Genomic DNA, 22394 nt, shown 5'->3' on the forward strand with positions numbered 1-22394 from the left:
AATGTAAAATGGAGCCACCTCGTGTCAGAACTTCTCAAAAATATTGATGCACGGACCAAGCTCGCCGGCACAAACAAGTTAGAGATTCTGCTATTCACACTGGGATTGGACCAGCGATCAGGCAGGCGCGAAACTTTTGGCATCAACGTCTTTAAAGTTCGTGAAGTAATGCGTACGCCCGAAATTACCCAAGCACCAGAAATGCCATCCTCAGTTGAAGGAATGGTCAGCTTGCGCGGAACTTTAGTTCCAGTCATTGACCTTGCAAAATACGCGGGGATTCAAACAGAAAACCGTCCCGAAATCATGATCGTTTCTGAGTATAACGGCCACACTCAAGGCTTTCTTGTCGAGGCCGTTGACACCATTTTACGCTTAGATTGGTCGGTAATGCGGGTTCCCCCTGACATGCTAACCATGCAAATGGGCGGGCTGGTTACGGCAGTAACAGAGCTTGAAAATGGCAAATTAGTCATGATGCTAGATGTCGAAAAAGTACTTGCAGAAACGACACATCACAGCAATCGCATAGATACAAGCACTGTTGTCCAAAACCAGAAAGTGATCGACAAGACCGTATTTTTTGCAGACGACTCGCTGGTTGCTAGAAATCAAATCGAACAAACTCTTGATGCAATGAATATTCACCATATTCAAGCCATTAATGGGAAACGTGCCTGGGATGAATTGCTGCGCATTGCTCACACGGCGGAATTACAAGGCCTTCAAGTTAAGGATATGATTCAATTGGTCTTAACGGATGTTGAAATGCCCGAGATGGATGGCTACATGCTAACAAAGCAAATCAAGAGCGACCCTAGGTTTGCAGGAATTCCTGTATTAATGCATTCGTCCCTGTCCGGCCTATCCAATCAAAAATTAGGGCAGTCCGTCGGTGTCGATGGATATGTGGCAAAGTTTGAACCACATAAACTATCTCAAAGCATCGCCAATTTTTTGCTTCGCAATGAATCAACAAACTAGGCACAAATTATTGACTTGGAGTACTCCATGAGCATGTCAGAACAAACCAATTTGCTGGAGACGGTTGATGCACGAACCAAACTGGCAGGCTCCAATAAAATGGAAATTCTGCTCTTTACCCTTGGTACCAAAGAGATTTTTGGCATTAATGTGTTTAAGGTTCGTGAGGTTTCCCAAACACCAAAAATCACTAAAACACCTAATATGCCTCACGGCGTCGAAGGAGTACTCTCACTGCGCGGCAACATAATTCCAGTTATTGCTCTTGCCCGCTTTGTTGCGACACAGGAAGCACCGTCCGGAGATACAACCAGCACAATGATTGTGACGGAGTTTTCTAAGCATACTCAGGCATTTTTAGTACATGAAGTTGATCGGATTATTCGCGTAGACTGGGACAAAGTCAGAGCACCTGAAAGCATGCTTGCGGGCAATCAAGCACTCATCACTGCGATTACTGAGCTGCCAGATGGAAAATTAGTGTCTATCTTAGACGTAGAACAAATTCTGTCGACCGTGATTGGTGAGCCGATCGTCCCCGACCTGCCCAAACCCCAGCTCAACCCTGATACTTTCATGTTTTTCGTTGATGATTCTATTGTTGCCCGCAAAGAGATCGTCAGTGTTCTGGATAAAATTGGCATTAAATATCATCAAGCAAACAATGGCAAAGAAGCGTGGGATAAACTCCAAAATCTGGCCAATCGTGCAAGCCATGATGGAGAGCCCTTGAAAGATAAATTAAAACTCATTCTCGTCGATGCTGAAATGCCAGAAATGGATGGTTATGTTTTAACCAAGCACATCAAATCGGATCACCGTTTTCATGGCATTCCCGTTGTGATGCATTCTTCTCTATCATCAAACGCAAATCGAGCCATGGGCGCCAGTGTCGGAGTAGATGCATATGTTGCGAAATTTGATCCATTCATCCTGGCCGACACCCTAGGCCCCATGTTGGCGAGCTAAAACTTGCACAAAGGTTAATTTAATACATACTAATGCACTATTTTTGAAGTGCTCAAATGGAGTAAGTTATGGCAGATCAGAACATGCGTATTCTCGTGGTAGATGACTTCTCTACCATGCGTCGCATCGTCCGAAATCTTCTAAAGGAACTCGGATACACCAATGTCGAAGAGGCCGAAGATGGGCAGGTCGCATTGCACAAACTAAAAAATGGGCAATTTGACTTTGTCGTAACAGACTGGAATATGCCAAATATGACAGGAATTGAGTTACTCAAAGCGATTAGAGCGGATGCTGCACTCAAACAACTCCCCGTTTTGATGGTGACCGCAGAGGCTAAAAAGGAAAACATCATTGAAGCTGCGACAGCTGGAGCCAGTGGTTATGTAGTAAAACCATTTACCGCCGCAACACTTGATGAAAAGTTGCAAAAGATTTTCGCCAATATGGCCAAATAAATTAATTGTTAAACATCAATAAATAATAATCTAATCGCAGGAGATAACTGTGAGTGATCCAGCATTGCAGGGCGGAGATTCCGCAGACTTAGAAGCTCTGTTTGATAGCATCGTACAAGCTAATCAAACTGAAACGACGGCAATAGAGCCTGATGCGGCCACGGTAATGACAAGCGACTCTTCAATTGATTCACAAGCACCTTCGGTCATGGTCGAGCCCGCCAAATCAATGTTCTCCCACATTGGACACCTCACACGTAAACTTCATGACACTTTATGCGAATTGGGCTTAGACAAGTCTCTCGAATCTGCGGCAAGCTCAATCCCCGACGCAAGAGACCGACTTTCGTATATTGCCACCATGACCGAGCAGGCTGCAGACAAAACATTAAATGCGCTAGATGTAGCCAAGCCCTTGCAGGATAACATCACAGAACAATCTGCAACCCTGTCTCGAGAATGGGATCGGTTTTATGCAAAACAGATGTCAGTTGAAGAATTTAAATTATTGGTAGAAAAAACCCGAGCACATCTTTCAAAAACTGTTCTACAGTCCGAGCAAATTAGCAATCAGATGCTTGAAATAATGATGGCACAAGATTTCCAAGATCTAACCGGACAAGTCATTAAAAAAGTCTTGGCAATGGTAAAAGAAATGGAAGCGCAGCTATTGGAATTTTTACTCATGTTCAATCCTACTGCCACGAAACAAGATGATGGAGCTAATCTATTAAATGGGCCAGTCATTAATTCCGAAGGGCGTGCCGATGTGGTGACAAATCAAGAGCAAGTGGATGACCTATTGGAAAGCCTTGGTTTCTAAATGATATTCGCCCTAGGAGAAAATCATGAGTGATTTTGCTGGCATGGAAGACTTGTTGCAGGATTTTTTGACTGAATCCTCCGAACTACTCTCGGAAGTAGATAACAAACTGGTTGAACTTGAAAAACGCCCCGATGACCGGGCTTTACTCAATGATATTTTTCGAGGTTTTCACACCATTAAAGGCGGAGCAGGTTTTTTAAATGTAGATGCAATGGTCAGCCTTTGTCATCGCACTGAAAATTTGTTCGACAAGCTCCGCAATGGCGAATTGCAACTTACTCCCGAAATAATGGATGAAATACTCGCTGCCACAGGCGTAGTACGAGACATGTTTGGCTCCATGGCGCAATCCCGCCTACCCGCCCCGGCCGATCCAGCTCTCATTAAGGCACTGGATGATGTCCTTGAAGGTAATCAATCAGCCCCTCAGGAGACGGCAATTGTTGAATTATCGGCAAAAGCCCAAGAAAAACAACAAGCTGTAACCATCATTAACTCCGAATCCACCTCAACAGCCAATTCAAACAATAGTGAACATGATTGGCAGCAACTTTATGATACTTTATTAAGCAAAGACTCAGGCAAGCACTCACCTGTTGAACCTGCCACTGCTATTGTTGCATACACTGATTCTGAGGTAATGCCGACTCAAGTCGTTACAATTGCAGATCCAATGCAGAGTCTTAAACCCGCCTCAGCACCAGCTAGCCCTCAACAGCGAGCCGCACCAGCAAGCTCGCAGCAACTTGCCACTCAAGAAACAACAATCCGTATTGATACAGTACGTTTAGATCAGGTACTTAACTTATCTGGAGAAATTGGTCTTACTAAAAATCGTCTAACGACATTAAGAACAGACATTATGTCTGGAAAAATGGACGGAATTACTCTTAAAGCTCTTGATGAAGCGATAGGCCAACTTGATCTGTTGGTAGGCGACTTGCAAAATGCGGTCATGAAAACTCGCATGCAGCCAATTGGTCGCTTATTCCAAAAATATCCCCGTTTGGCTCGTGACTTGGCACGACAAATGGGTAAGGATGTCGAACTAATTATTTCGGGCGAAGAAACCGAACTCGACAAAACCATGCTAGAAGATCTAAATGATCCGTTGGTTCACTTGGTTAGAAATGCCGTTGATCACGGAATAGAAACCACCGAAGAGCGTATTGCAGCAGGAAAGCCAGCTAAAGCAATCGTTGAACTAACAGCTACGCAAGTAGGGGATCACATCCGTATCGAGATTACCGATGATGGCCGCGGCATGCGACCTGATGTTATTCGTAAAAAAGCAGTTGAAAAAGGTTTGATCGATATTGAAACCGCAAATAGCTTGGATGATAAGCAATCACTCCAACTTATTTTTCTGCCAGGTTTCTCAACAAAAGATCAGATTTCAAGCGTTTCTGGGCGCGGCGTGGGTATGGACGTAGTAAAAACCAATATCCAGAAATTGAATGGTCGAGTTGATATTCAGTCAGTGGTTGGCGATGGATCTCGCTTTACAATTTCCCTCCCCTTAACACTTGCCATTTTACCGGTTCTTGTCGTTAAAGTTTGTGATCAGCCTTTTGCCGTACCTCTAGCAATGGTTCGAGAAATCATCACAATTCGACAAGATCAGGTTCAAGAAGTATCTGGAAGAGCAACCATTGTTGTTAGGGACGAAATTCTATCCGTTCGTTCACTTGCCAACTTAATTGGCTGGCAAGAAGTTCAGGTTCCACAATTTGGCGTATTAATGCAATCCGCCGAGCATTCTTTTATTCTGGCTGTAGATAGCTTCATTGGTCGGGATGATGTGGTAATCAAACCATTGCAACACATTAGACCCAAAGGTATTGCCGGAGCAACCTTATCTGGCGATGGCTCTATTGTTCTTGTTCTCGACATGGAAGACTTGCTGGTATCTGCCAATGCAGAAAATTCAGCAATCAAAACATCACGTTTTGCATCCGAAATACTCTAATTGTTCCCACAAAAATAAGATGTTGCTAATATGATTGTATTAGCAACATGCCATCAGGCACTTAAACTATGACAAAGCAAGAGCATGCTTTTATCGGGCGACAACCGATCCTTAATCGCCAACAGCAAATCATTGGTTATGAATTGCTATTTCGCTTGGATAAAGAATCAACGACAGCTGATTTTTCAAGCGACATGCAAGCGGGTACAAATGTACTGGTAAATACCATCTCAAACATGGGCACAGACTGGCTCGTTGGAGACAAGATCGCGTTTATTAACGTTGCCGAATCTATGCTGGAAAGTAATTTCCTAGAGCTTCTTCAACCCCAAAGAGTCGTTTTAGAAATAGTTGAAACAACGCAAAGTTCTCCAGAACTACTCAACCGTCTGGCCGACCTTCGTTCACAGGGCTTTGGTATTGCGCTTGATGATTTTATCCTGACCCCCCAGACGGCCTCGATGATAGAGTTTGCAAATTATGTCAAACTCGACATCCAGCAGCTTGGAATGGCTCAGATCCCGACAATCTCGCACGAACTACGTAAATATCCACTACTGCAAGTTGCGGAGAAAGTCGAAACGAAAGAAGAATTTAAGCAATGCCTCGATGTTGGAATGGATTGCTTCCAAGGCTATTATTTTGCGCATCCAGTCACACTATCAGCTAAAGTCATCAATCCAAGCTATGCCAATATCCTTAATTTGCTGAACATGCTGCGTAATAATGCGGAAATTCGAGAAATTGAAGATGCATTAAAAAAAGATGTGGCTCTTTCTTTCAAACTCCTTCGCTATATTAACTCTGCTGGGTTTGGACTTTCTTGTGAAATTCAATCATTCCGGCACGCGGTCACCATCTTAGGTTATCAAAAATTGTACCGGTGGCTCACCTTGCTATTAGTCACAGCAGCAGCAGAGACAGGAACTCCGCCGGCGCTACTAAAAACAGCAGTGACTCGTGGGCGATTGGTTGAGCTGCTAGGCGCACATTTACTTGATGGACAAGACAAAGATAATTTATTTATCGTCGGCATGTTTTCGTTATTGGATGTTTTACTAGACATGCCAATGGATACAATTCTTGAGACTCTGATTTTGCCGGAAACCATTAGCGACGCCTTACTCTCTCGTACGGGCATTTATGGCCCATTCCTTGAATTGGCGGAAGCTTGTGAAGATTCAACCATGGCAGAGGTTCCCCGACTATGTGAGCAACTGCAAATCACCCCTGAAATGCTGAACCGGGCACACGTTCAATCATTAGCTTGGGTTGAAGAACTTGGAGTTTAATTATTCAAACCACATTTACCCGTGGTTTATTTCTGGTTTAGAACGTGGGGTTTGCAATGGTATTTGTAGAGCGTAGCTCAGATGGTGAAATCATTGCAATTTACCGGGCAGAACAAGAAAATGCACATGAGCTACTGTCGAGCAGCGACCCTCAAGTCCTTTCTTTTATTGGTAGCAATAGTGAGGTACTAAGTCACTCGGATATGGATTTGATCCGGGTAATTGAGGATATAGTAGACGTCATGATCGCAAAAAATCTGTTGCGGCTAACAGATCTTCCTTTAGCCGCTCAAAAGAAACTTCTCTCTCGTAAGACGCTTAGGCAGCATTTAAGCAATAGTTTGGATTTATTAGTCGACAATGATCAAGGCTTACTTTAATTTCTAGGCATTAAACCGCGCAGCAAATACTAGCCATATATGCAGATTAAACGGGGCATAAAAAAATCCAACCTCAAAGAGGTTGGATTTTTTTATTTTGGTGGGCCCCCCGAGAGTCGAACTCGGCACCAACGGATTCTGGTTTGTGTAGCTTTCGCTACTCCCTGGACTATGCCTTCACCATGGTTTTCACTTTAGGTGGGTGCCGTCTAGTCTCTACACCTTCAACAGTACTTTCACACTGAAGCTTGGCTCGGCGTCGCCCTATGCATTTCTGCACTTAGATTTCGCCGAATTTGACACCATCCCATATGCCGTTTCCAAACATATGGCACAAATTTTATGAGTCCGCTGCTCTAACCAAGCATGAGCTAGAGGCCCGAAAGTCGCTATTTTACTGCTCGCTGGACGCGTTTTCAATGAAAGATTTCAATCTTTCTGAACGCGTTGGGTGACGCAGCTTACGCAGTGCCTTGGCTTCGATCTGACGGATACGCTCGCGCGTTACGTCAAACTGTTTGCCCACTTCTTCCAGAGTATGATCCGTACTCATGTCGATACCGAAGCGCATGCGCAGCACTTTGGCTTCGCGTGGCGTCAGGGTATCGAGCACTTCCTTGGTCGCTTCACGTAGGCCAGCGTATACGGCAGCATCAGCTGGTGCCATATTGTTCTGGTCTTCGATAAAGTCACCCAGGTGCGAGTCGTCGTCATCACCAATCGGTGTTTCCATCGAAATCGGTTCTTTGGCGATTTTCAAAATCTTACGGATTTTGTCTTCCGGCATTTCCATGCGTTCAGCCAACTCTTCCGGCGTCGCTTCCAAACCAGTTTCTTGCAAAATTTGGCGCTGAATACGGTTCATCTTGTTGATCGTTTCGATCATATGTACCGGAATCCGGATCGTACGTGCCTGGTCGGCAATCGAGCGGGTAATCGCCTGACGGATCCACCAGGTGGCATAGGTCGAGAACTTGTAACCGCGACGATATTCGAACTTATCCACCGCTTTCATCAAGCCGATATTGCCTTCCTGAATCAGATCAAGGAATTGCAAGCCACGGTTGGTATATTTTTTCGCAATCGAAATCACCAGACGCAAGTTAGCTTCAATCATTTCACGTTTGGCACGGCGTGCTTTGGCTTCGCCGGTGCTCATTTGTCGTGAAATTTCTTTCAATTCTTTGATGCTGATCCGAGCCTGGTCTTGCAATTCATTCAGCTTTTGCTGCTTTTCCATGATCGCGTGCTTGTAGCGATACATCACGCCCGAATACCCATGCTCAGCCGCGATTTCTTCCGGCACCCAAGTCAAATCCGTTTCACGGCCAGGGAAGGTTTTGATGAAGTGCTCACGCGGCATACCAACACGGCGCGTACACAAATCCATAATCTGACGCTCATGCGTACGGATATCGTCAACCATACCGCGCATCACGTCACACAATGATTCAACCTGACGCGCAGAAAAACGGATGTTCTGGAATTCGGCGGCAATGGCCTGTTGATACTCTTGATACTTGGCGCTCGCAGTACCTTCCTTATCCAAAGTGGCCAGCATTTTGGCATAGAGGGCACGGATATTATCGAACACTTCGCGCGCTTGGGTTTTCAACAATTCAAGATTAGCGCTGGCAGCTGCTGCACCACCATCATCCTCGTCTTCATCCTCGTCATCGCTGGCATCATCTGCAATTGCATCAGGATCAGGCAAATCGGGTTCTTGCTCTTCTTCCTCAACCGCATTCGGGTCGATAAAGCCATCAATGACGTCATCAATGCGAATTTCGTCATTCAAGCCTTGGTCGACCAAATCAATAATCTGACCAATGGTCGTTGGACACGCTGAAATAGCGGTGATCATGTGCCGCAAGCCATCTTCGATGCGTTTGGCAATTTCGATTTCGCCTTCGCGCGTCAATAGCTCGACCGTGCCCATTTCCCGCATATACATACGCACCGGATCGGTCGTGCGGCCAAACTCGGCATCGACGGATGACAGCGCGGCTTCGGCTTCTTCTGCAGCATCTTCGTCAGCAACTGCCGCAGGAGCATCAGACATAAGCAGGTCTTCGGCATCAGGCGCTTCATCATAAACCTGAATGCCCATATTCGAGATCATGCTGATGATGCCTTCAATCTGTTCGGCATCCAGCATATCTTCTGGAAGATGGTCATTGATCTCTGCGTAAGTGAGGTAGCCGCGCTCTTTACCCAGTACGATCAGCGACTTGAATTTCGCCTTGCGTGCCTCGGGATCAAGCTTTTCAGTCTCGTCCTTACCCATTAATTCTGAATTTTCTTTATCGTGTTTTTTATCTGCTGCCATGACTCTACTTGGTGTGTCTAGCAAAACCGCCAATTCTACCAGAACAAGGGACACCTTGTCCCTGTACTCAGACTCATTTGGCCGAAATTTGCTGAATTTATAAGAAAAACTTTATTTACGTGATAGCAATGCCAAATATTCTTCACACTCGGCATCAGTCAGCCCTCCATTACTGGCGCGATATTCCAGTTGAGCCTTGCGATCCAGTGTAGAACTTCGTAACTGACTTTGCGCCGCCGTTTTCAGCGTATCTTGCAATTCGGCCACCAATTCTTCATCGTCAAAACGATCAAACATACCCTGAGAATCTGCCTGCACCTGCTGCAGACGCACATACAACGCATCGCCACGCCAATGTTCCAGCAAAGCCTGTGGTTTGATATCGGGGTTCGAGCGCACATACTGCAGCACCAAGCGCACGGCACCGGCAAAACCTTGTTGCGGCCAATCGACCTCTGCCGCCTCGCATGCAGCCAACAAACCTGGCTTGAACAAGATCAGCTGCAAAATGCGCAATAATGGATCTTGCTGAGGGCGCGGCGGCAAAGGGACACGCTGCGGCTCATCATTACGCCAACCGCGCCCCTGCCCCCCCGAAAAAGCGCGCTTAGGCAGCCATGGTTTTCTTTGTCCAAACTGAGCCTGCCGCCGAGTATTAGCATTAGCGTCCATCACCTCTTGCGCGACATCAGCAACCGATACATCAGGCAGGTATTTTCCTGCAGGGCAATCACTACGAGACTTAGAAGAAGATACCCCTGATAGCAACAAATTCATCTCTTCCATTGTCAACTGACACAATTCCGCGAGCCGCTTACTTAGCATCAACTTTAATATCGGAGCCAGAACGAGCTGCTCCAGATAAGGCTGGGTTAGCCTCAGCAGCTTTGCCCGCCCCTCTTCCATCGTCAAATCCACTTGCGCCGATAATTCTTTCAGCAAATATTGCGACAAAGGCAATGCATCTTGCGCAATTAATTGCTCGAATTGCGCTTTGCCAAACTCCTGCACATACGAATCCGGATCATGCTCGGGCGGCAGAAAGAGGAAACGCAACTCTTTGCCGTCACGCACCTCGGGAATACTATTTTCCAGCGCCCGCCACGCCGCACGCCGTCCGGCTTTATCGCCATCAAAACCAAAAACCACTTCGTCGGCAAGTTTCAATAATTTGCGAATATGCTCGGGCGTACACGCCGTCCCCAACGACGCCACTGCGTATTCAACGTCGTGCTGATGCAACATCACGACGTCCATATAGCCCTCTACAACCAAAACACGACCATGATCGCGAATCGCCGCGCGCGCCTGCGGCAAGCCATATAATTCGTGCCCTTTCACAAAAACCGGCGTTTCAGGCGAGTTAAGGTATTTAGGCTCGCCCTGCCCCATGATGCGCCCACCAAAACCAATAATCTGGCTACGCTGATTCATAATCGGAAACATCACACGATCACGAAATCGATCATAGCGCTGGCGAGTTTCTTCATTCTGAATCACCAAACCCGCCTCCACCAAAACCGCATTCCAGTCGTAATCGGGAAATACAGCTTTCAACGCGGGTTTACCAAACTCACCACCAGCAAAACCCAAACCAAAACGCGCCGCCGTCTTACCTGTTACACCGCGTTTTTTGAAATATTCAATTGCTTGCGGTGCTGTTTTAAGCTGACCGCGATAAAAGTCGAACGCCGTTTTCAGTACATCGTAAATGCCGGGCGCCTTTTTTTGCTCTTCGGTTTGTGGCTTGTCTTCCACAGGCACCTGCATGCCGACCGACTCGGCTAATTGACGCACAGCATCAGGAAAACCGAGCGCCTGATGCTCCATCACAAAACTGAGCGCCGAGCCATGCGCCCCACAGCCAAAGCAGTGATAAAACTGCTTGGTTTGACTAACGGTAAATGAAGGGGATTTTTCTTTGTGAAACGGGCAGCACGCCATGTAATTCTGGCCCGCTTTTTTCAGCGGCAGATAGCGCTCAACCACGTCGACAATATCCACGCGATTGAGCAAATCCTGAATAAAGTCCTCAGGGATGCGCGCCATGACGTCCGCCCTTTCGCCTTAACCCAAACGCGCTTTGATCAACTTACTCACTTCAGCCATATCGGCGCGGCCGGCCATTTTCGGTTTCAGATCAGCCATGATTTTACCCATGCTAGCCGGAGCATTACCGTGCGTCGCGATGGCCTCATCGAGGAAAGTGGCAATTTCTTCGGCACTCAATTGCTGCGGCATATAGTCAGCGAGCACGACCAGCTCAGCCTTTTCCTTGTCCGCCAGATCCAGACGTTGTGCAGCTTCAAATTGAGAAATACTATCTTTGCGCTGCTTGACCATTTTTTCGATGATAGTCGCGATATCGGTATCGGAGAGCTCGATACGCTCGTCGACCTCGCGCTGCTTCATCGCTGCCAAGAGCAAACGAATCGTCCCGAGACGTTCAATCTGCTTTTCTTTCATTGCCGTTTTCATATCAGCGGTAATTTGCGCTTTCAAACTCATTTTTAGCTCCAGCATTCATCGACGGTGTAACAGTATAACGAGCATAAACAACAAAAGGTCGCACACGGCGACCTTTTGCTTTATTGCAGACTAACTCTTAGTAGAGTTTAGCTGGCAATTGCTGGCTACGCAGACGTTTGTGTTGACGCTTAACAGCGGCAGCCAATTTACGTTTACGTTCAGCAGTTGGCTTCTCATAGAACTCGCGAGCACGAAGTTCGGTGAGCAGGCCAGTTTTTTCAACAGAACGCTTGAAGCGGCGCATTGCTACTTCGAACGGTTCGTTTTCTTTAACGCGAACTGAAGGCATTAATCGAGTCCTGTGTAAATAAAAGCTTTAGCCAAACTGGCTAGAGAAACTAGTAAAGGGTGGCATTATCCCCAATTTATTCACGCTTGTCAAAGCATGAAAAGCATCAAAGACTTTATTGTTGCGCCCACGCCAGCTACCATAGTGTTTTTGTAGCATTCATTTAGGTTAGCAATATGTTGGTTTTGGGGATTGAATCATCCTGCGATGAAACGGGTGTTGCATTATACGACACCGAAAACGGCTTACTAGCCCATCAATTACACACCCAAATTGCCATGCACAGCGAATATGGCGGGGTCGTACCTGAGCTCGCTTCGCGCGACCATATTCGTCGTGTTTTACCACTCACCACTGCCTGCCTGATCGATGCGAAACGCGAGTTAGCCGATATTGATGCCATTGCCTACACCGCCGGACCCGGCTTGGCCGGCGCATTACTGGTTGGTGCCTCGGTTGCAAATGCAATGGCGTTCGCACTTGGCAAACCAACTATTGCAGTTCACCATTTAGAAGGTCACCTACTCTCACCTTGCCTTTCCAATCCTGCGCCTGATTTCCCATTTGTTGCGCTCTTGGTGTCTGGCGGACATACACAGTTAATGGCGGTACGCGGTATTGGCCAATATGAATTGCTCGGCGAAACAGTTGACGATGCCGCCGGAGAAGCATTTGATAAATCAGCAAAGCTATTGGGCTTGGGCTATCCCGGCGGCCCTGCACTCTCCAAACTGGCCGACACTGGCGATGCAACTCGATTTACCCTGCCGCGCCCCATGTTGCATTCAGGTACTCTCGACATGAGCTTTTCCGGACTAAAGACCGCCGTATTGCAGTTGGTGAACCAGCAATCGAAAGACGCACCACTTGACGATGCGACCCGTGCGGACATTTGTTCTGCATTTCAGGCCGCCATTGTCGAGGTATTAGTCAAAAAATCATTAGCAGCACTAAAACAAACCGGCATGCAACGTTTGGTTATTGCTGGCGGCGTCGGAGCTAACAAGCAACTGCGTGCAGCGCTCGACGATGCCGCACAAAAACGCAAGCTGGAAGTCTTCTATCCGCCGATGGCACTCTGCACCGACAATGGCGCAATGATCGCTTATGCAGGCGCACAACGATTGAAGTTTCAACAAATGGCGGGGTCCTTTGCTATTCAGCCACGCTGGGATCTGGGTAGCCTGCCAAACGCATAACAAATCATAAATAAAAAAAGACGGTTAACGACCTTTCTCGTTAACCGTCTCATTCCTTAAGCCCGATAATGATTCACCAGGCTTTGCCATTGTTATTCAGCCTTTTTAAGCAACTGCTTACTGTATTGCACCTTGATATCTTTTTTGATGGCCTCCATAAAGGCAGACAATTCAACCTGTGCATACATTTTTGATAGCTCTTCATCCAGCTTGAATTTGTTCTCTGGATTCAGCGTCGGAGCAGCTATCGTTTTACCCACCTTGTAAAGCACATAACCTTTACCGGGGACATTAGCACCAACATAAGCTGACTGCTGACGGTTATCCGCTTTAAAAATCGCCTGCAATTCTGGCTGCGCAAGCCCTGGCGCACCAAGGCGACCAAGCTGCTGCACCTCACCCCAACTCACCGCAACAGCAGAACCCGCATTCAATGCCTTAAGCTTGGCCTGACCATCAACCTCAGCCAACTTCAATGCTTTTTCCTGCTTCAGCTTGGCAACAATACCTGCCTTCACGTCGGCCAATGTCTGAACTTGAGCAGACTTAAACTCAAGCACCCGCGCCGAAATCAGCTGACCACGAGCCAACTCAATTGCCTCAGAATTGTGTTTTTTCTTCAGTACATCATCCGAAAAAACTGCCTCAAGCAATTTCGGATTATTCAGCAGTGACTCTTGCGCCTGAGCACGTGTCACCCAACCGCTTTGATTGATCTTGAGTTTTAACTCATTAGCAACAGGTTTCAAACTATCTGCCTGCTGATAAACCAACTCATTGAATTTTTCAGATTGCGACTGAAAAGCAGCCAATGCCTTCTCAAGCTTCAACTTTTCTTCGATTTGTGGCTTCACTTCAGCAAATGTCGCACCTTTAATATCATCCAGCTTCAAGATATGAAATCCGAAATCGGTTTCCACCAAATCACTGATTTGCCCCTTAATTAACTTAAAGGCAGCATCTTCAAAAGGCTTAACCATCGCCCCCTTAGCAAAAAAACCCAAATCACCACCATTGGCAGCAGAACCCGGGTCTTGTGATTTCGTCTTGGCCAGGGCCGCAAATTGCGCAGGATTTTTCTTCACTTCAGCCAAAATTTGCAATGCTTGCGCACGCACTTTGGCTTTTTCTTCTGCCTTCATTTCTTTTGAAGTCGTCAACAGGATGTGGCTGACTTTACGTTCTTCTTTAGCAAGATCTGCTTTGTGCTCGTCGAAATACTTCTGCACATCGGCATCAGCAAGCTGCTGCTGCGCGGCCAGCTCGGCTTGCGAGAAGACCACATATTCAAGCTTGACCATATCAGGTGATTTGAATTGAGCCTGATTGGCATCGTAGTATTTTTTGACTTCAGCATCGTCAACTGATACCTGATTGAGATACAAGTCAGCAGCCAGCACCGCAACGGATACCTCGCGCTTTTCCCCCATCAAGGCATTCAGGCGCTGCAATTGGGTATTAGACACAAAACCAGTTTGCACCACACCATCCATCAGTTGACGCAAAAGAATATCTTGCTTCAGTTTGTCTTCAAACATGGCAGGGGTCATTTGCCGAGATGCAAGTAACTCCTGATAACGCTGAGCATCAAACTTGCCATCAACTTGAAAAGCAGGGATTGTCGCAATACTATCGCGCAAAGTAGCATCAGGCACGGCCAGACGCAGCTCACGTGCTTTTTCCAGCAACAATTGCTGGCGAACCAATTGCTCGACGATCATGGGTTTCATTTCATTTGACACTGCCTGATTACCGATTGCTTCGGCAAGTTCACGCTGAGTAATTCGCGATTTACCCACCTTGGCAAGATAATCCTCCCCTCCCATTGCGCTGTAACCACTAAAGCCGATTCCGACAACAAGCCCCAGTGAAATCAAACCCAGAACAATTTGAACGGCAGTTTTATTATTGTGTACGAAATCAAACATGGACGACCTACTCCTGCTTTTTATATGCGCGCTATCATGCCAGATAGTGACTTGCATGTCTTTACCGGAGGCCACATTCTGCGCATAAAACAAAAGGGCAAACTAGACGTTTGCCCTTGAGATTTTTGGCGGAGTGGACGGGACTCGAACCCGCGACCCCCGGCGTGACAGGCCGGTATTCTAACCAACTGAACTACCACTCCAAAGTTTAGGATTCCCTACTCACGAAAACCCCAAACCCAGCAATCCTAATTACTGAACCGCATCTTTCAGTGATTTACCTGCACGGAATTTAGGCTGTTTTGCTGCGGCGATTTTGATCGATTCGCCAGTACGTGGATTACGGCCAGTACGCTCTTCACGCTCAGAAACGTAGAAAGAGCCAAAACCAACCAGCGTCACTTCCTGACCACTTTTAAGCGCGGTGGAGATCGCTTCTACGGTTGCATCCAGCGCTTTACCAGCTGCGGCTTTAGACAGGCCTGCTGATTCGGCGATTGCATCGATGAGTTCCGATTTATTCACTTACATCCCCTTTCAATTTTGATTAGATGAATCTGGTTGGTACATTGCCAGATGTTTATATCAAGACCCCAAAATAAGTGTCAATTAATGCTTGAGGCTGTGTTGGTTTGTGTCTACGTTTGTTGCGGCAATGGCATCATTTGACGCGGTTTCTACTGCTGTTGCTACTGGCGTGCGCTCAAGTGCATAAGCCAAGACCTCATCAAACCACTTGACCGGATGAATAGCAAGACCGCGCTTCACATTATCCGGAATTTCGCTCAAGTCTTTGACATTCCCTTCCGGAATCAACACCTGCTTGATGCCGCCACGGTGAGCTGCCAGCAACTTTTCTTTCAAACCACCAATAGGCAACACTTCACCGCGCAAAGTAATTTCACCGGTCATGGCCACATCGCAACGTACGGGTATACCCGTCAACACCGATGTCAGCGCCGTCGCTATGCCAATACCCGCCGATGGACCATCTTTTGGTGTCGCACCTTCGGGCAAGTGGATATGCATGTCGTTCTTCTGATAAAACTCAGGATCAATCCCCAGGCTTTCGGCACGGGAACGCACCACTGACAAAGCCGCCTGAATCGATTCCTGCATCACATCGCCGAGTTTACCGGTCTGGATCATTTTGCCTTTGCCAGGCAGCTTCACCGTTTCAATCGTCAGTAATTCACCACCGACTTCAGTCCACGCCAAGCCAGTAACCTGACCTACCTGATTTTTCTGCTCGGCCACACCAAAGTCATAACGATGAACACCCAGGTATTTATCCAGGTTTTTCGCCGTGATCAGCACTTTCTTGTCCGACGGTTTGAGCAATAAGGCCTTGACTACTTTACGGCATAATTTTGCAATTTCGCGATCCAGACTACGTACCCCCGCTTCACGGGTGTAGTAGCGAATAATATCGCGCACCGCAGTATCGGCAATTTGCAATTCACCCTCTTTCACACCGTTGTTCTTCATTTGCTTGGGAACAAGGTATTTAAGCGCGATATTGACCTTTTCATCTTCGGTGTAACCTGACAAACGAATGATTTCCATCCGATCAAGCAGGGGAGCAGGAATATTGAGCGAATTCGCCGTCGCAACAAACATCACGTCGGACAAGTCGTAATCGACTTCAAGGTAATGATCACTGAATGAATGGTTTTGCTCAGGGTCAAGCACTTCGAGCAAAGCCGACGATGGATCACCACGGAAGTCGCTACCAAGCTTATCAACCTCGTCGAGCAGGAACAGCGGATTTTTCACGCCGACCTTGGTCATGCTTTGTAAAATTTTGCCCGGCATAGAGCCAATATAAGTGCGACGGTGGCCGCGAATCTCAGCCTCGTCACGCACACCGCCCAGAGCCATGCGGACAAACTTGCGATTGGTCGCACGGGCAATACTCTCGCCCAGCGATGTTTTACCCACGCCAGGCGGGCCTACCAGACACAAAATTGGCCCTTTGAGTTTTTCAACGCGAGTTTGTACTGCGAGGTACTCAACAATACGCTCTTTGACCTTTTCCAGCCCGTAGTGATCGGCATCCAGAATCGTATCTGCCTCGGCAATATCCTTGCTGATTTTGGTTTTTTTCTTCCATGGCAGCGCCAGAATCGTATCGATGTAATTGCGCACGACGGTCGCTTCGGCCGACATGGGTGACATCATGCGCAGTTTTTTCAATTCACCTTCGGTTTTTTCACGTGCTTCCTTGCTCATACCGGCGGTTTTGATACGTTTTTCCAGCTCGTCCAGATCGGCATTTTCATCGAGCTCGCCCAATTCTTTCTGGATCGCTTTCACTTGCTCGTTCAAATAATATTCGCGCTGGCTTTTTTCCATCTGACGCTTTACGCGGCCGCGAATGCGCTTTTCTACTTGCAAGATGTCCAGCTCGGACTCCAATTGCTTGAGCAAATGATCCATCCGTGCTGCAACGTCTTCCATTTCGAGCACGGACTGTTTTTGCTCCAACTTCAAAGGCAGGTGTGCAGCCACCGTATCAGCCAGACGCCCAGCCGTTTCAATACCAGAGAGCGACGACAGAATTTCCGGCGGGATTTTCTTATTCAGTTTTACGTACTGATCAAATTGCGCAAGTAAAGTCCGGCGCATTGCTTCGGTTTCATTGCTGTCTTCCGGCTCGGGCGCTTGCGGCGTCGCCATGACGCGATAAAAGCCATCGTCATCGAGTAGTTGCTCAACATGGGCACGCTGCAAACCTTCGACCAGCACTTTGACCGTGCCATCAGGTAATTTCAGCAATTGCAAAACGGTCGCGACCGTGCCAATCGGGTAAATATCAGCAAAGCTGGGCTCATCCTTGGCGGCATTTTTCTGCGCCACGAGCAAAATATGTTTGCCGGAGTCCATCGCAGCTTCAAGCGCTTTAATCGACTTTGGACGACCAACAAACAAGGGGATCACCATATGCGGAAAAACAACGACATCGCGTAATGGCAACACAGGAAATGAAGTAGATTCGGCGGGCAGTAATGAATGCTCAGACATTTTTTATGACCTGATCGAGGATATAGGGACAATATGCGGTCAAGTAGCGATTAATTCAATCGTTACGCAAAAAAACATACGCCCAGCCACAATCGAGAACCGATTGCAGCTGGGCGCAGGGTATATGCTTAGCCAGCAGTCTTTTCGGCGGCTACAGAGACATACTCTGGCGAAGACTTTCCAGCAATCACTTCCGGGCTAACAACAACTTTGGCAATGCCTTTCATCGCAGGCAATTCAAACATCGTATCGAGCAGCGTTTGCTCGACAATCGAGCGCAAGCCGCGGGCACCCGTTTTACGCTCCATCGCTTTTTTGGCAATCGCCAACAAGGCGTCGCCCTGCACTTCCAGCTCGACGTCTTCCATGCTGAACAATTTTTGATACTGTTTGATCAGCGCATTTTTCGGCTCAGTCAGAATCGAAATCAGCGCAGCCTCATCGAGCTCGGCCAGTGTAGCAACCACAGGCAAACGGCCGACAAATTCAGGAATCAGGCCAAAACGAATCAAATCGTCCGGCTCAACTTCATGCAACAAAGCGCCAATGCCTTTGCTTTCGTCTTTGCTGGACACTTGCGCACCAAAACCAATCCCGCCCTTGACCGAGCGATTACGGATAATCTTGTCCAAGCCTTCAAAAGCGCCGCCACAAATAAACAGGATATTGGTCGTATCGACTTTCGGCATATCTTGGTTCGGGTGCTTGCGACCACCATGCGGCGGTACTGAAGCTACCGTGCCTTCGATCAGCTTGAGCAAGGCCTGTTGCACGCCCTCACCCGATACGTCACGAGTAATCGATGGGTTTTCCGATTTGCGGGCAATCTTGTCCACTTCGTCGAGATAAACAATGCCACGCTGAGCTTTTTCGACATCGTAATCACACTGAGCCAGCAGTTTGGCAATAATATGTTCGACGTCTTCACCGACATAACCTGCTTCGGTCAGTGTCGTCGCATCGGCGATCACAAACGGCACGTCCAGCGTTTTGGCCAAAGTTTGCGCCAGCAGCGTTTTACCTGAGCCAGTTGGCCCAATCAGCAAAATATTTGACTTGGCAAGCTCAACCTCGCCCTCAGCACTGCGGCCTTTAGTCGAAAGGCGTTTGTAGTGGTTGTAGACTGCAACGGCCAGAATTTTCTTGGCACGCTCCTGACCAACCACATACTGATTCAGCACATCGCGGATTTCGGTCGGTAGGGGCAAGCGTTTGCCGTCCGGTGTTTGTGGCGTAATATCGCCGACTTGCGCTGACTCTTCGCGAATCACATCGGTGCATAAATCAATGCATTCGTTACAAATAAAAACCTGCGGGCCAGCGATCAGCTTTTGGACTTCGTGCTGGCTTTTGCCACAGAATGAACAATACAAAAGTTTGTCACCAGACTTATCAGACATGCTATTTCCGAATTTCAAAACAAGCAGAAACCAATTAGAGAAGAAAAAGCCGCCAGTGATGCTGGCGGCCTCGATGTATCTGACTCAGGAATTAACCTGCCAGTGCTGCTCGTGATACCAAGACCTGATCCACGAGGCCGTAAGCCTTGGCTTCTTCGGCATTCATGAAATTATCCCGGTCAGTATCGCGTTCAACCGTTTCAATATCCTGGCCAGTGTGACTCGCCAGCAATTCATTCAAAGTACGTTTGGTTTTAATCAGCTCCCGGGCATGGATTTCAATATCCGACGCCTGACCCTGCAAACCACCAATCAGCGGCTGATGAATCATGATCCGCGAATTGGGCAATGAGAAACGTTTACCCTTAGTACCACCCGACAACAGGAAAGCGCCCATTGAAGCCGCCATCCCGACGCACAAAGTCGATACGTCAGGTTTGATAAATTTCATCGTATCGTAAATCGCCATACCGGCAGTCACCGAACCACCTGGCGAATTGATATAGAGCGAAATGTCTTTGTCTGGATTTTCTGACTCGAGAAACAGCAACTGCGCCACGATCAGATTGGCCATCTGGTCATTGACCTGACCGACCAAAAAAATGACCCGCTCTTTCAGCAAACGTGAATAAATATCATACGCACGCTCACCACGGCCGCTTTGCTCAACGACCATCGGTACCAGACCAATATTTTGCGGATCAAATTCCATACGAGACATTCCAACCCCTCATCAAATAAGCTGTAATCGCTTATTGTTGACCCATCAATTCATCAAACGCAACCGCTTGCTCGGTCACTTTGGCTTTTGACAACACGAACTCAACGACATTGTCTTCCAGCGCCATATTGGTCGGCGCAGCCAGACGTTCCGGGCTCTCGTAGTACCAAGCAACGACTTCAGATGGATCTTCGTAGTTTTGCGCCAGATCTTCGATGATCGCTTTGATTTGTTCTGGTTTGGCTTCAAGTTTCTCAGCTTTAACCAGTTCAGACAAAGTCAGACCCAGATGAACGCGGCGTTTCGCTTGCGCTTCAAACATCGCAGCATTAAATGGCACCATTTTCGGGTCAATACCGCGCGCCTGCATATCCGCTTTAGCGCCTTCAACCAGACGGCCGATTTCCATCGCGACCAATGATTTTGGCAAGTCGATTGGCGTCGCATCAATTACCGCGCTCAGCGCAGTATCTTTAATGCGTGATTTCAAACGGAAACGCACTTCGCGCTCCAGATTGGCTTTCACTTCAGCGCGCATTTTGGCGACGTCGCCATCAGCAATACCCAGGCTTTTTGCAAACTCGGCATCCACTTCAGGCAAGATCGCAGCAGCAACATTTTTAACGGTAATGGCAAATACAGCCGTTTTGCCTGCAACGTCTTTACCGTGGTATTCGGCTGGAAAATTAACGGTAACGTCTTTGCTTTCGCCTTCTTTCATGCCAACCACGCCGGCTTCAAACTCAGGCAACATCTGGCCTTTACCGATCAGGAATGCGTAGTTTTCAGAAGAGCCACCAGCGAAGGCTTCGCCGTCGATAGAACCTTTGAAGTCGATAATCACGCGGTCGCCATCGGCTGCGGCACGCTCAACGCGCTCGTAACGGGTACGCTGGCTGCGCAAGATTTCAACCGTCTTATCAACTTCCGCATCACCCACGCTCAAAGTCGGTTTTTGCAGTTCAACGCCAGTCAGATCGCCGACTTTGACTTCCGGATAGACTTCAAAAGTTGCCGAAAATTCGAAATCGCCGTCTTCCGCCGTTTCTTTAGGTTCGAAACGAGGGTAACCCGCCACTTGCAGTTTTTGTGCAACAACGGCTTCACCAAAGCTGCGCTCAACGGTTTCACCCAGCACTTCTTCCTGAATACGGAAACCGTAATTCTGGAAGACCACTTTCAGCGGGGCTTTACCTGGACGGAAGCCATCAATTTTTGCAGTTTTTGCAACGCGTTGCAGGCGTGCATCCACTTGTTTGCTGATCTCGGCGCGCGGCACGGCAATCGACAGGCGACGTTCCAGAGCGCTCAAAGTTTCCAATTGTGCTTGCATGGCCAGTATTCCTCACAGGTGTTCCGGATGGGCTCACCCGGCAATAGACTTTGGTCTTACTTCAGTATTTGGGATAATTCGATGGTGCGAGCGGAGAGACTCGAACTCTCACACCTTACGGCGCTGGAACCTAAATCCAGTGCGTCTACCAATTCCGCCACGCTCGCATATTTTGCAATCAACAATATGATCACAGAAATGTTCTAGGAGCGCATTATAGAGTACCGCCAGAAAAAAGCACAATAAATTCTTGAAAATCTTTTCTTTCCTGCTAACGCTCGAATCCTTGTCAATACACTAGCGTGGCAAGGTAGCAACGCCGCCGTTATACTCACGGACATTCCATTCAATTGCTCCCTGGATTAAGCCATGAAAAAAATCGAAGCCATCATCAAACCGTTCAAACTCGACGAAGTGCGTGAAGCCCTGTCTGATCTGGGCATTTCCGGCCTGACGGTGACCGAAGTCAAAGGTTTTGGCCGCCAGAAAGGCCATACCGAGCTGTATCGCGGCGCTGAATACGTCGTCGATTTCCTGCCGAAAGTAAAAATCGAAGTCGTACTGTCGGACGATCAGGTCGAAACTGCGATCGAAGGCATCGTCAAGGCCGCGCACACAGGCAAGATTGGTGATGGCAAGATTTTCGTAAGTCCAGTCGAGCACGTGGTGCGGATCCGTACTGGCGAAATCAACGATCAAGCCGTCTAAATCAATCCTGGGTATTGCCCGCCAAGGCAATACCCATAAAACCTACGACCCAATAC

18 protein-coding genes, 2 tRNA genes and 1 pseudogene are annotated in these 22394 nt (G+C 47.7%); 9 read left to right on the forward strand and 12 right to left on the reverse strand.

Annotation, left to right across the window (positions count from 1 at the left end):
- The first annotated feature begins 21 nt into the window (after positions 1 to 21).
- The 7 genes from ACG2XO_RS00495 to ACG2XO_RS00525 all read left to right on the forward strand — a co-directional run bounded on the left by ACG2XO_RS00495 (position 22) and on the right by ACG2XO_RS00525 (position 6878).
- Positions 22 to 984 carry a chemotaxis protein gene (locus tag ACG2XO_RS00495; RefSeq protein ID WP_410498893.1) on the forward strand — a complete coding sequence of 321 codons (963 nt, stop codon included), beginning with the start codon at positions 22 to 24 and terminating at the stop codon, positions 982 to 984.
- Positions 985 to 1011: 27 nt separating this feature from the next.
- Positions 1012 to 1953, forward strand: coding sequence for a chemotaxis protein (locus tag ACG2XO_RS00500; RefSeq protein WP_410498894.1), 942 nt, complete (start codon positions 1012 to 1014; stop codon positions 1951 to 1953).
- A 68-nt stretch (positions 1954 to 2021) separates the two neighbouring features.
- Complete coding sequence (gene cheY / locus ACG2XO_RS00505; RefSeq protein ID WP_410498895.1) at positions 2022 to 2411, forward strand: chemotaxis response regulator CheY; 390 nt, start codon at positions 2022 to 2024, stop codon at positions 2409 to 2411.
- A gap of 49 nt (positions 2412 to 2460) precedes the next feature.
- Positions 2461 to 3234: a protein phosphatase CheZ gene (cheZ, locus tag ACG2XO_RS00510; RefSeq protein ID WP_410498896.1), complete on the forward strand. Its 774-nt coding sequence runs from the start codon at positions 2461 to 2463 to the stop codon at positions 3232 to 3234.
- A gap of 25 nt (positions 3235 to 3259) precedes the next feature.
- Entirely contained in the window at positions 3260 to 5206 is a 1947-nt protein-coding gene (locus tag ACG2XO_RS00515) for a chemotaxis protein CheA (protein ID WP_410498897.1), read from the forward strand.
- Between the two features lie 68 nt (positions 5207 to 5274).
- Positions 5275 to 6498 (forward strand): EAL and HDOD domain-containing protein, encoded by a 1224-nt coding sequence (locus tag ACG2XO_RS00520; protein ID WP_410498898.1) that lies wholly within the window; start codon positions 5275 to 5277, stop codon positions 6496 to 6498.
- Positions 6499 to 6554: 56 nt separating this feature from the next.
- Positions 6555 to 6878 (forward strand): hypothetical protein, encoded by a 324-nt coding sequence (locus ACG2XO_RS00525; RefSeq protein ID WP_410498899.1) that lies wholly within the window; start codon positions 6555 to 6557, stop codon positions 6876 to 6878.
- A 394-nt stretch (positions 6879 to 7272) separates the two neighbouring features.
- Here ACG2XO_RS00525 and rpoD read toward each other — a convergent pair whose 3' ends face one another.
- From rpoD to rpsU, 4 genes and pseudogenes are all read right to left on the reverse strand, one after another.
- A complete protein-coding gene (rpoD, locus tag ACG2XO_RS00530; protein ID WP_410498900.1) occupies positions 7273 to 9207 on the reverse strand; it encodes an RNA polymerase sigma factor RpoD in 1935 nt (644 codons plus the stop codon).
- A gap of 765 nt (positions 9208 to 9972) precedes the next feature.
- A pseudogene (gene dnaG / locus ACG2XO_RS00535) lies at positions 9973 to 11256 on the reverse strand (DNA primase); the annotation flags it as partial.
- 18 nt (positions 11257 to 11274) lie between these two features.
- Positions 11275 to 11715: a GatB/YqeY domain-containing protein gene (locus ACG2XO_RS00540; RefSeq protein WP_410498901.1), complete on the reverse strand. Its 441-nt coding sequence runs from the start codon at positions 11713 to 11715 to the stop codon at positions 11275 to 11277.
- A 97-nt stretch (positions 11716 to 11812) separates the two neighbouring features.
- Positions 11813 to 12025, reverse strand: a complete 213-nt coding sequence (rpsU, locus tag ACG2XO_RS00545; RefSeq protein WP_157670867.1) for a 30S ribosomal protein S21 — start codon at positions 12023 to 12025, stop codon at positions 11813 to 11815.
- A gap of 176 nt (positions 12026 to 12201) precedes the next feature.
- Here rpsU and tsaD point away from each other — a divergent pair, with 176 nt between their 5' ends.
- A complete protein-coding gene (gene tsaD / locus ACG2XO_RS00550; protein WP_410498902.1) occupies positions 12202 to 13224 on the forward strand; it encodes a tRNA (adenosine(37)-N6)-threonylcarbamoyltransferase complex transferase subunit TsaD in 1023 nt (340 codons plus the stop codon).
- Positions 13225 to 13316: 92 nt separating this feature from the next.
- On the opposite strand, the gene ACG2XO_RS00555 is transcribed toward tsaD, so the two are convergent.
- The 8 genes from ACG2XO_RS00555 to ACG2XO_RS00590 all read right to left on the reverse strand — a co-directional run bounded on the left by ACG2XO_RS00555 (position 13317) and on the right by ACG2XO_RS00590 (position 21797).
- Positions 13317 to 15152, reverse strand: coding sequence for a SurA N-terminal domain-containing protein (locus tag ACG2XO_RS00555; RefSeq protein WP_410498903.1), 1836 nt, complete (start codon positions 15150 to 15152; stop codon positions 13317 to 13319).
- A 126-nt stretch (positions 15153 to 15278) separates the two neighbouring features.
- Positions 15279 to 15355: transfer RNA gene (locus ACG2XO_RS00560), tRNA-Asp, on the reverse strand.
- 49 nt (positions 15356 to 15404) lie between these two features.
- Positions 15405 to 15677, reverse strand: coding sequence for an HU family DNA-binding protein (locus ACG2XO_RS00565; RefSeq protein WP_410498904.1), 273 nt, complete (start codon positions 15675 to 15677; stop codon positions 15405 to 15407).
- An 84-nt stretch (positions 15678 to 15761) separates the two neighbouring features.
- Complete coding sequence (gene lon, locus ACG2XO_RS00570; protein ID WP_410498905.1) at positions 15762 to 18176, reverse strand: endopeptidase La; 2415 nt, start codon at positions 18174 to 18176, stop codon at positions 15762 to 15764.
- 128 nt (positions 18177 to 18304) lie between these two features.
- Complete coding sequence (clpX, locus tag ACG2XO_RS00575; protein ID WP_410498906.1) at positions 18305 to 19576, reverse strand: ATP-dependent Clp protease ATP-binding subunit ClpX; 1272 nt, start codon at positions 19574 to 19576, stop codon at positions 18305 to 18307.
- Between the two features lie 91 nt (positions 19577 to 19667).
- Positions 19668 to 20297 carry an ATP-dependent Clp endopeptidase proteolytic subunit ClpP gene (gene clpP / locus ACG2XO_RS00580; protein WP_410498907.1) on the reverse strand — a complete coding sequence of 210 codons (630 nt, stop codon included), beginning with the start codon at positions 20295 to 20297 and terminating at the stop codon, positions 19668 to 19670.
- A gap of 31 nt (positions 20298 to 20328) precedes the next feature.
- Positions 20329 to 21630 (reverse strand): trigger factor, encoded by a 1302-nt coding sequence (tig, locus tag ACG2XO_RS00585; RefSeq protein WP_410498908.1) that lies wholly within the window; start codon positions 21628 to 21630, stop codon positions 20329 to 20331.
- An 82-nt stretch (positions 21631 to 21712) separates the two neighbouring features.
- A tRNA-Leu gene (locus tag ACG2XO_RS00590) sits at positions 21713 to 21797 on the reverse strand.
- Between the two features lie 202 nt (positions 21798 to 21999).
- Here ACG2XO_RS00590 and ACG2XO_RS00595 point away from each other — a divergent pair.
- Positions 22000 to 22338: a P-II family nitrogen regulator gene (locus ACG2XO_RS00595; RefSeq protein ID WP_410498909.1), complete on the forward strand. Its 339-nt coding sequence runs from the start codon at positions 22000 to 22002 to the stop codon at positions 22336 to 22338.
- Positions 22339 to 22394 lie beyond the last annotated feature (56 nt).

The organism is Chitinibacter sp. S2-10 (assembly GCF_046530675.1).
Classification (GTDB): Bacteria; Pseudomonadota; Gammaproteobacteria; order Burkholderiales; family Chitinibacteraceae; genus Chitinibacter.

What these genes read in the sequence shown, in the direction of transcription:
- ACG2XO_RS00500 (WP_410498894.1), top strand. Translation starts at nt 1,012, where the DNA reads ATGAGCATGTCAGAACAAACCAATTTGCTGGAGACGGTTGATGCACGA.
- cheY (WP_410498895.1), top strand. Translation starts at nt 2,022, where the DNA reads ATGGCAGATCAGAACATGCGTATTCTCGTGGTAGATGACTTCTCTACC.
- ACG2XO_RS00515 (WP_410498897.1), top strand. Translation starts at nt 3,260, where the DNA reads ATGAGTGATTTTGCTGGCATGGAAGACTTGTTGCAGGATTTTTTGACT.
- ACG2XO_RS00520 (WP_410498898.1), top strand. Translation starts at nt 5,275, where the DNA reads ATGACAAAGCAAGAGCATGCTTTTATCGGGCGACAACCGATCCTTAAT.
- ACG2XO_RS00525 (WP_410498899.1), top strand. Translation starts at nt 6,555, where the DNA reads ATGGTATTTGTAGAGCGTAGCTCAGATGGTGAAATCATTGCAATTTAC.
- rpoD (WP_410498900.1), bottom strand. Translation starts at nt 9,207, where the DNA reads ATGGCAGCAGATAAAAAACACGATAAAGAAAATTCAGAATTAATGGGT.
- ACG2XO_RS00540 (WP_410498901.1), bottom strand. Translation starts at nt 11,715, where the DNA reads ATGAGTTTGAAAGCGCAAATTACCGCTGATATGAAAACGGCAATGAAA.
- rpsU (WP_157670867.1), bottom strand. Translation starts at nt 12,025, where the DNA reads ATGCCTTCAGTTCGCGTTAAAGAAAACGAACCGTTCGAAGTAGCAATG.
- tsaD (WP_410498902.1), top strand. Translation starts at nt 12,202, where the DNA reads ATGTTGGTTTTGGGGATTGAATCATCCTGCGATGAAACGGGTGTTGCA.
- ACG2XO_RS00555 (WP_410498903.1), bottom strand. Translation starts at nt 15,152, where the DNA reads ATGTTTGATTTCGTACACAATAATAAAACTGCCGTTCAAATTGTTCTG.
- lon (WP_410498905.1), bottom strand. Translation starts at nt 18,176, where the DNA reads ATGTCTGAGCATTCATTACTGCCCGCCGAATCTACTTCATTTCCTGTG.
- clpX (WP_410498906.1), bottom strand. Translation starts at nt 19,576, where the DNA reads ATGTCTGATAAGTCTGGTGACAAACTTTTGTATTGTTCATTCTGTGGC.
- clpP (WP_410498907.1), bottom strand. Translation starts at nt 20,297, where the DNA reads ATGTCTCGTATGGAATTTGATCCGCAAAATATTGGTCTGGTACCGATG.
- tig (WP_410498908.1), bottom strand. Translation starts at nt 21,630, where the DNA reads ATGCAAGCACAATTGGAAACTTTGAGCGCTCTGGAACGTCGCCTGTCG.
- ACG2XO_RS00595 (WP_410498909.1), top strand. Translation starts at nt 22,000, where the DNA reads ATGAAAAAAATCGAAGCCATCATCAAACCGTTCAAACTCGACGAAGTG.